The following is a 7400-nucleotide window of genomic DNA, read 5'->3' on the forward strand; positions in this document are numbered from 1 at the left end:
CCCTTCCGCCCAACCGCCTTCCCAAAAACCCTACCGAGGAGCGATGAAACGATGGCCGGTTTCGGTGTCGGCGTCATGCACAACACGATCAACTCGCGTTTCGGCCCAAAGCCGTTGGTGCATGCGGACTACGCTATTGGCCTGGCCTGTCGGGCCGATTCGTTCTGGGTGGCCGACCACCTTAACTCGGCGTGGCCGCCGTCGATGTGGACGCCCGAGCATGTCGGCGCGGCCCGTCTGATTCCCAAGATTGACGCCCACCTGGAACCCTGGACGATGCTGGGCTACCTCGCCGGCCGGAACAAGTTGGGCCGGATGCGGCTGGGAGTGGCCGTCACCGATACCGGCCGGCGCAATCCGGCGGTCACCGCGCAGGCCGCCGCGTCGCTGCATCTGCTCACGCGTGGCCGTGCGGTCCTCGGCATCGGAACCGGCGAGCGGGAAAGCAATGCGCCCTACGGCGTGGACTGGTCCAAACCGGTGGCACGCTTCGAGGAAGCCGTCGCCACCATCCGCGCGTTATGGAACTCCAATGGCGAGCTCGTCACCCGCGATTCACCGTTCTTCCCTTTGCACAAAGCGACTTTCGCGCTGCCGCCATACCGCGGCAAGTGGCCGCCGATCTGGATCGCCGCCCATGGGCCGCGCATGATGCGTGTCACCGGACGGTATGCCGACGGCTGGTTCCCGGGAACGACCCGCGCAACCGAGTACGGTGAGCAACTCGAGATCGTCCGTGCTGCGGCGTCGGATGCCGGGCGCGACCCGATGGCCATCACCCCCGCCCTCATCCGGTTCATCGTCACCGGCCGATCTCGCGACGAAGTCGACGAAGTCGTGGAATCCGATATCGCCAAGGTGTTCACGCTCCTCTCCCCCGGCAAGGACTGGGCCCGGCACGGAGCGCAGCACCCACTCGGAGCAGACTTCACAGGCGTGCAGGACTTCTTACCGCAAACGATCGACGAGCAAACCGCGCTCGCATACGCCGCTCAAGCTCCTCGATCCCTGGTCGAAGAATTGTTTGCGGTCGGCACACCTGACGAAGTCATCGACCAGATGGCGGACTTCCGCGACCATGGCATGCGCTACCTGGTTGTCGGCAACGCCGGCGCCATTCAACCGAGTCTGCGCAAAAGCGCTACCACGACGGCGCCGTACGTCAAGGTCGTGCGTGCGCTGAGAAAGCTGTGAGGTGAAGCGATGCCGATGATCGATCTGACCTACGTGCGTGGGTCGTTGGACGACCAGGCGCTGGGACAGCTAACCGACGAGCTCGTCGCCGCGCTGCTGCGGGCCGAACGTGCCCCGGATACCCCATTCCTGCGCGACAACACCTTGGTGTACCTGCACGCGGTGGATTCGGCCGCGCAGTCGGTTGGCGGCCGCGGTGAGGGCTCGCCTCGATTCCGGGTCGAGATGACGGTGTTCGAAGGCGCCCTGTCGCAAGATCGCAAGGAACAGCTCGCCGCTGATGTGCACGCCGCGGTGTGCGCCGCCGCCGGTATCGAGCCAGAAAGCGCACGGGCGCTGCATGTTTGGACACTGATTCACGAAATCCCGGAAGGCAACTGGGCCGGCGGCGGCAAGATCATCTACTACCGGCAGGTCAAAGGTTTGGTCGCTGACGACGCGCAATAGTGTCCGGGTATGGACATTTCTTGCGCGTTCGCGACCTCCTCTAGCACCCCGGAACACGTGGAGGTCGCCGAGACGCTCGGCTACCGGCGAGCCTGGCTGTACGACTCCCCCGCGCTGTACCCCGACGTCTGGATGATTCTCGGCCGCTGTGCCGAACGCACGTCGCGCATCGGCCTCGGACCGGGCGTGCTGGTTCCCAGCCTGCGCCATCCGATGGTCAACGCCGCCGCGATTGCCGAGCTCGTGGACCGAGCACCCGGTCGCGTCGCGGTGGCCGTGGGCTCGGGCTTCACCGGCCGGTTCACGCTGGGCAAGCGGCCGATGCCGTGGCGTCAGGTCGCCGACTACGTCCGTTGCTTGAAATCTCTGCTGGCGGGCCAGACCGGCGAATGGGAGGGGTCGAAAGTTCGCATGCTGCAGCTGCCCGGCTTCGGCGCGAAGCGGCCGATCCAGGTGCCAATCCTGATCGGTGCGGACGGCCCGAAGGGCCTGGCGGTGGCGGCCGAACTCGGCGACGGCGTCTTCTCCGCCGCCGTCCCCCAACCCGATGCGGTGAAGGTGGCTGATTGGCGGGCCTTACTGGCCTTCGGCACTGTGCTCGACGAGGGCGAGGAACTGACCTCGGCGCGGGTCGCCGACGCTGCCGGGCCCGGCGCGGTGGTCATGTACCACGCCGTCTACGAGCGCGCCGGCGCCGCCGCGGTTGACGCGCTACCAGGCGGGCGCGGCTGGCGCGAGGCGGTCGAAGCCTGTCCCGAGGATGAGCGGCATCTCGCGATCCACGAGGGTCACCTGGTCAAGGCCAACCCGCGCGACGAGCCGCATGTTGCCGACCTCCTCCCGTTGGCCAACGCAACAGGATTGACGGGTACGGCGCAGCAGGTGTCGGAACGCGTTGCCGGGTTCGGCGCGCTCGGCGTCACCGAACTCGTCTATCAGCCCGCCGGATCCGACATTCCGCGTGAGCTTCGCGCCTTTGCATCCGCCATGGGCCTGCAGGGCTGAGGGATTACGGTGTGATGATGACTGCCCAAGTGCTCGTGACGGCATCGCTTGCCGGGCTTTTTGCGTTCGCCGGCCTGATCAAGCTGCTCGGGGTCCGGCAATCGCTGGCGATTCGCGACCATCTCGGCGTCAAGCCGGCGCAATGGCGGGTGATCGGGCTGCTCGAGTTGGCCGGCGTCGCCGGTGTGTTGGCGGGTTTGGCCTGGCCGCCGATCGGTGTCGCCGCCGCTATCGGGCTTGGTCTGCTTGTGTTGGGCGCCATCGGTTTTCACCTCCGGGCGTCCGACAGTGTCGCCGACACGGCTCCGGCGGTGATCGGACTGGGCCTGGCCGTCGCGACGGCCATCCTGCAGTCGGCCTGACGGCGATTGCCGAGCCCGCGCCAGCACTAGTAAGCTGGGCTAAATGAATGACGTCGTCATTGCCGGGGCCGGTCCTAATGGGTTGATGTTGGCCTGTGAGCTCGCGCTGTCCGGGATCCGGCCGATCGTGCTGGACCCGCTGCCGGGACCAAACCCGGAACCGCGCGCCAACGGCGTGACGGGCCAAGGGGTTCGGATTCTCGACCACCGAGGTTTGTACAGCGTCCTGGCGGGGACCGATGACCCACCGCAGCCGTCGCCGTGGGCCATGTTTGCCGCGTTGACGCTGGATCTGGCCGGGACGGCGGATACCCAGAACTATATGGTCGCCGTGCAACAGCCCCGGCTTGTGCAAGTCCTTGCCCAGCGTGCCGGCGAGTACGAGGTGGACATTCGCTGGGGCCACCGGCTGACAGGTTTCGATCAGCGCGCCGACGGCGTCACCGTGCAGGTCGCCGTTCCGGACGGCGACTACGAGCTCGCGGCGAGGTACCTCGTCGGCGCCGACGGCGGCACCAGCCAGACGCGCAAGCTCGCGGGCATCGATTTCCCCGGCATGACCTCGCATGACGCGGTCGCAAGGATGGCGTTCGGGGTGGTGCCGCCCGACGACTGGGTTGACCCGGTCACCGGCGCGCTCGAGGTGCCCGGGTGGGGCCGAGTCCCGCCCACGCCGTTCTATCGTGCCGAACATGGCGTCTTCGCGTGCCGTCGGTTGGGCGGCAGGGCGATGCTGATCACCCTCGAACTGGACTCATCGGCTCAAGAAGACCGCGTCGACGACTATGACGACGACGAAACACCGGTGAGCCTGCCCGAGATCGAGGCCAGCGTGAAACGCGTGCTCGGCGCCGACGTACCACTGCGGCCGATATCGCCCGACACCCCGTTGGATTTGCGCCGCTTCTACGGCATCAACTCGAGGATCGCATCGCGGTACACATCAGGCCGGGTGATCCTGGTGGGCGACGCCGCGCACGTGCACTCCCCGCTCGGTGGCCCGGGACTGAACCTGGGTCTGCAGGATGCGGTGAACCTTGGCTGGAAGCTGGCCGCCGTCATCGCCGGTCGCGCCGAGCCTGCGCTGCTCGACACGTATCAGGCCGAACGCCGGCCCGCCGCCGAGCGGGTGATCATGCACAGCCGCGCTCAGTTGGCTCTGATCAGACCCGGGACCGAAGTCACCGCCTTACGGGAGCTGTTTTCCGAACTGCTGACGAATCCCGATACCGTCCACCGCCTCAGTGATCTGGTGTCCGGCAACGACAATCGGTACGCCGTTGACGATGACGCGCATCCGCTCGCCGGCCGTTGGGTGCCCGATTTCGCTGTGGCCGATGCCGACGGAACGTGGCGGATAGCGGAGCTTGCCCGCGACGGGCGGCCGCTGCTCATCGATCTCACCGACGGCGCCGTCGTCGCCGCCGCCGTGACGGACATCGCGGACCGGATCACCGTCGCCGCGGGACGCCCGGTCGGTGATGTGTCCGCTGCGTCGGCCAGGGCGTTGCTGGTGCGTCCGGATGGCTACGTGGCGTGGGCGTCGTCGGAGCCGAAGCCAGGAGTGGACGAACTTCGTCGCGTTCTTGGTCAGTTGTTTGGGATCACGCTTCCCTAGCCCAGTCGGCTGTTTCGAACGATGTGGGCGTCCAATCCCACACGGTGCCAATGATTTAGGCGTCAACAGGTGTTGTGCGTGCGTTGATAAGGGTAGGTCGTTCGCGATCGGCAATACCCGATCCGACGAGCTTTATGACCTCATCGGTGGTGTGTGCTTCGTGAGCGTCCACGCCGTAGCTGGCGGCGGTGCCGACCACATCCAGACCGGGCAGGTCCATTCCGGGAACTCCCGGCGTTTTCTCCCACTTGCCAAATTCTTTGAGGATTCCGTATTCGGCGTTGGAGGCGACCACGATGGTGACCGGGATCTTATAGTGCGCCGCGGTCCATAACGCGGTGATCGCGTAATGCATGGAGCCGTCGCCCATTAACGCCACCACGGGGCGATCCGGCGCGGCGAGTTGAGCGCCAACGGCGGCGGGTAGCCCAAAGCCCAGTCCTTCGCCGGCGGCTGATAAGTGCGAGAGCGGGCTTCCGGGCCGAATAGCGTTGGTGATCGCGATCTCGTTGCTGCCGGCCTCGCTGACCCAGAGCGTGTCTGCGGGTGCGGCATGACCGACGGCCGCCCACAGTGATTCGGGTTTAAGCGGTGTTTCCGCGTGCTCGACGGCGGGGATCGGGGCGCGTGGCGGTGGAGCGGACCGTTTGGTTGGTTTGGTCGCAGCGAGCAGGGCCTGGGCGGCGCTGCGCACGTCGGCGATGATCGCGTCCCCCACCGGGGCGCGGGCGGCTTCGTCGGGATCGTTGGTGATGTGAATCAGGCTTGTGCCTTGGGGCAGATAGGGTCCGGGGACTCGCGGGTAGTACCGGAACACCGGTGCGCCGATTACCACCACCAAGTCGCGGCCCGTTAACGCTTGGGAGACCCAGCCCGCACCGGGCGGTAGCAGGCCCTGATACAACGGGTGATTCTCGGGGAATCCACTCCACCCGGTAATTGGGGCCGTCCACACGACCGACTGGGTGCGTTCGGCCAACCCGATCACGGCATCCCAGGCGTCGTAGCGGTCCACATCGCCACCCACAATCAGCGCCGGTGAGGTTGCCGCCTGGATGCGCGCACAGATCTGCTCGGCAAGATCTGCCGGAAAGCCAACCGCGTGGGTAACTTTGCGTTCGCGCACCACGGCAACGTCCGCGGCCTGGGTGTCATCGAGTTCGGCCTGCATGTCGTCCATCGGCAACGAGACGAACACCGGCCCCATCGGCGGGGTTGTCGCCAAGTGGATGGCATGAGCGAGCACAGCGGGAGCCTCGCTCGCGATTGCCGGTTCGGCGGCCCACTTCACGAACGGCTTAGGCACCGTCGTCGGGTCGACGTTGGTCAGCAGACAGTACTGGTTTTGCATGAAGCGGCGCTGATTTCCGGCGGTGACGATCAACGGGGTCTTGTTCACGAATGCGTTGTAAAGCGCGCCTTGCGCGTTGCCCATACCGGGCGCGGTGTGAACGTTGACCACGGCGGGTCGTCGGGTGATCTGGGCATAGGCGTCGGCCATCCCGACCGGCACCATCTCCTGCAGTCCCAGCACGTAGCGGAAATCGTCAGGAAAATCCTCCAGCAGGGTCAGCTCCGACGAGCCGGGATTACCGAACCAGGTAGTCAGCCCATGCGAGCGGAACAGGTCTAGGGTTGCTTGCCGAACGCTAATCATCTCGGACCTTCTCTCGTCAGCGGGCGGCCCAGACTAACGGCAGATCAACGCTACGCGCAGGCGCAGGTCGCAACAACGCTTCTTGATCCGCGGCAGGACCGGTCGCCGAACGCTTCCTCTTGGCTGGTCATACTCGCCGCAGCGGCGGTTGCGCCGGGTCCACCCAGGTCTGTCTGACCGGCCCCGTTCCGGTCACCGCGATGATCGCGGGTTGGGCGGCCCCGGCCAGCGCTCCGTCGTAACCAGCGCCGAATATGAGTTCGTTCAGCACGTGCCGATTTCCGAGGCGATGGGTGTGGACCCGCAGATCCGTGAAGCGATCCACAAGCAGGACTTCGATTCATCGCTGCTCTCGACCGACGATCAGGCGATCACGAAATTCGTTGCGGCGGTTGTGCGCAGCCCAACTGTCGACGACGACACCTTCGCCGCGGTGCGCAAGATCCTGAGCAATCGCGAGATCGTCGAGGTCCTGCAGGTCGTCGGATTTTATTGGTCGTTCGGCCGCGTTGCCACGGTCCTCGAAGTCGAGATCGAACCCGCGCACGGTACCGCGGTCATCGAGACCAGCGAGAAAGCCGCGGCCGAGTAGCCACGCTCCCCAAGGTGCGACTGGCGTTCACAGTCGGCCATGCGAATGAGCGCAGCGCTGACTCACGCTGCCTTGAAGTTCAAAGGTGGCTATTTCGAAGCGATTTCGTCCTGATACTTCTTGGTCATATGCGCGACGGCGTCGTTCTGCGACTGCGCGAGACCTTCTCGCGCTTCGCTGGCACGAGCGGCGGCATCCAGTGTCGGCTGCGCCTGGCCCTGGAAATGCGGCATCACTTCGGCGGCAAACAATTCGGCCGACCGTTTGGTCGCCGCGGGATTGGCCCACTCGTGGCCCATCTGCAGCATGCAGCCGAAGCCTCCGGATTGATCCCACATCCGCTGCACCTGGTCCCGTGCCCGCTCCGGCGTGCCAATAACACCGGCGCCGTTGTCGTTGATGACGTCGATCATCTCGTCGATCTGCTCGCCCGGCATGGTCATCTGCGGGAACGCGGCCACCTTCTGGAAGTACCGGAACCATGACTCGAGGCCAAATTTCACGTCGTCTCGCGCCTGCTTCTCG

General features: G+C 65.8%; 8 protein-coding genes and 1 pseudogene. 6 read left to right on the forward strand and 3 right to left on the reverse strand.

Translation table 11 applies throughout. The features are described 5' to 3' along the window. Positions 1 to 51 precede the first annotated feature (51 nt). The 5 genes from VKI00_RS28160 to VKI00_RS28180 are packed head-to-tail and all read left to right on the forward strand — an operon-like array spanning position 52 to position 4626. On the forward strand, positions 52 to 1194 hold the full coding sequence (locus VKI00_RS28160; protein ID WP_324444053.1) for an LLM class flavin-dependent oxidoreductase: 1143 nt from the start codon (positions 52 to 54) through the stop codon (positions 1192 to 1194). Positions 1195 to 1203: 9 nt separating this feature from the next. Then, on the forward strand, positions 1204 to 1641 hold the full coding sequence (locus VKI00_RS28165) for a tautomerase family protein (RefSeq protein ID WP_324444055.1): 438 nt from the start codon (positions 1204 to 1206) through the stop codon (positions 1639 to 1641). 57 nt (positions 1642 to 1698) lie between these two features. After that, positions 1699 to 2646, forward strand: coding sequence for an LLM class flavin-dependent oxidoreductase (locus VKI00_RS28170; protein WP_324444057.1), 948 nt, complete (start codon positions 1699 to 1701; stop codon positions 2644 to 2646). Positions 2647 to 2663: 17 nt separating this feature from the next. Then, entirely contained in the window at positions 2664 to 3008 is a 345-nt protein-coding gene (locus VKI00_RS28175) for a DoxX family protein (protein WP_324444059.1), read from the forward strand. Between the two features lie 43 nt (positions 3009 to 3051). Further along, positions 3052 to 4626, forward strand: coding sequence for an FAD-dependent monooxygenase (locus VKI00_RS28180; protein WP_324444061.1), 1575 nt, complete (start codon positions 3052 to 3054; stop codon positions 4624 to 4626). A 55-nt stretch (positions 4627 to 4681) separates the two neighbouring features. On the opposite strand, the gene mdlC is transcribed toward VKI00_RS28180, so the two are convergent. Together mdlC and VKI00_RS28190 are read right to left on the reverse strand one after the other, a co-directional pair. Beyond that, complete coding sequence (gene mdlC, locus VKI00_RS28185) at positions 4682 to 6283, reverse strand: benzoylformate decarboxylase (RefSeq protein WP_324444063.1); 1602 nt, start codon at positions 6281 to 6283, stop codon at positions 4682 to 4684. Positions 6284 to 6410: 127 nt separating this feature from the next. Then, a complete protein-coding gene (locus VKI00_RS28190) occupies positions 6411 to 6554 on the reverse strand; it encodes a hypothetical protein (protein WP_324444065.1) in 144 nt (47 codons plus the stop codon). Here VKI00_RS28190 and VKI00_RS28195 point away from each other — a divergent pair, their 5' ends adjacent. Next, positions 6555 to 6875 (forward strand): hypothetical protein, encoded by a 321-nt coding sequence (locus VKI00_RS28195; protein ID WP_324444067.1) that lies wholly within the window; start codon positions 6555 to 6557, stop codon positions 6873 to 6875. Positions 6876 to 6964: 89 nt separating this feature from the next. On the opposite strand, the pseudogene VKI00_RS28200 reads toward VKI00_RS28195, so the two are convergent. Beyond that, positions 6965 to 7400: pseudogene (locus VKI00_RS28200) on the reverse strand (LLM class flavin-dependent oxidoreductase); the annotation flags it as partial.

The organism is Mycobacterium sp. (assembly GCF_035314665.1).
GTDB lineage: Bacteria > Actinomycetota > Actinomycetes > Mycobacteriales > Mycobacteriaceae > Mycobacterium.

Coding starts and splice junctions, on each gene's coding strand:
- VKI00_RS28160 (WP_324444053.1), top strand. CDS start 52: ATGGCCGGTTTCGGTGTCGGCGTCATGCACAACACGATCAACTCGCGT.
- VKI00_RS28165 (WP_324444055.1), top strand. CDS start 1,204: ATGCCGATGATCGATCTGACCTACGTGCGTGGGTCGTTGGACGACCAG.
- VKI00_RS28175 (WP_324444059.1), top strand. CDS start 2,664: ATGACTGCCCAAGTGCTCGTGACGGCATCGCTTGCCGGGCTTTTTGCG.
- VKI00_RS28180 (WP_324444061.1), top strand. CDS start 3,052: ATGAATGACGTCGTCATTGCCGGGGCCGGTCCTAATGGGTTGATGTTG.
- mdlC (WP_324444063.1), bottom strand. CDS start 6,283: ATGATTAGCGTTCGGCAAGCAACCCTAGACCTGTTCCGCTCGCATGGG.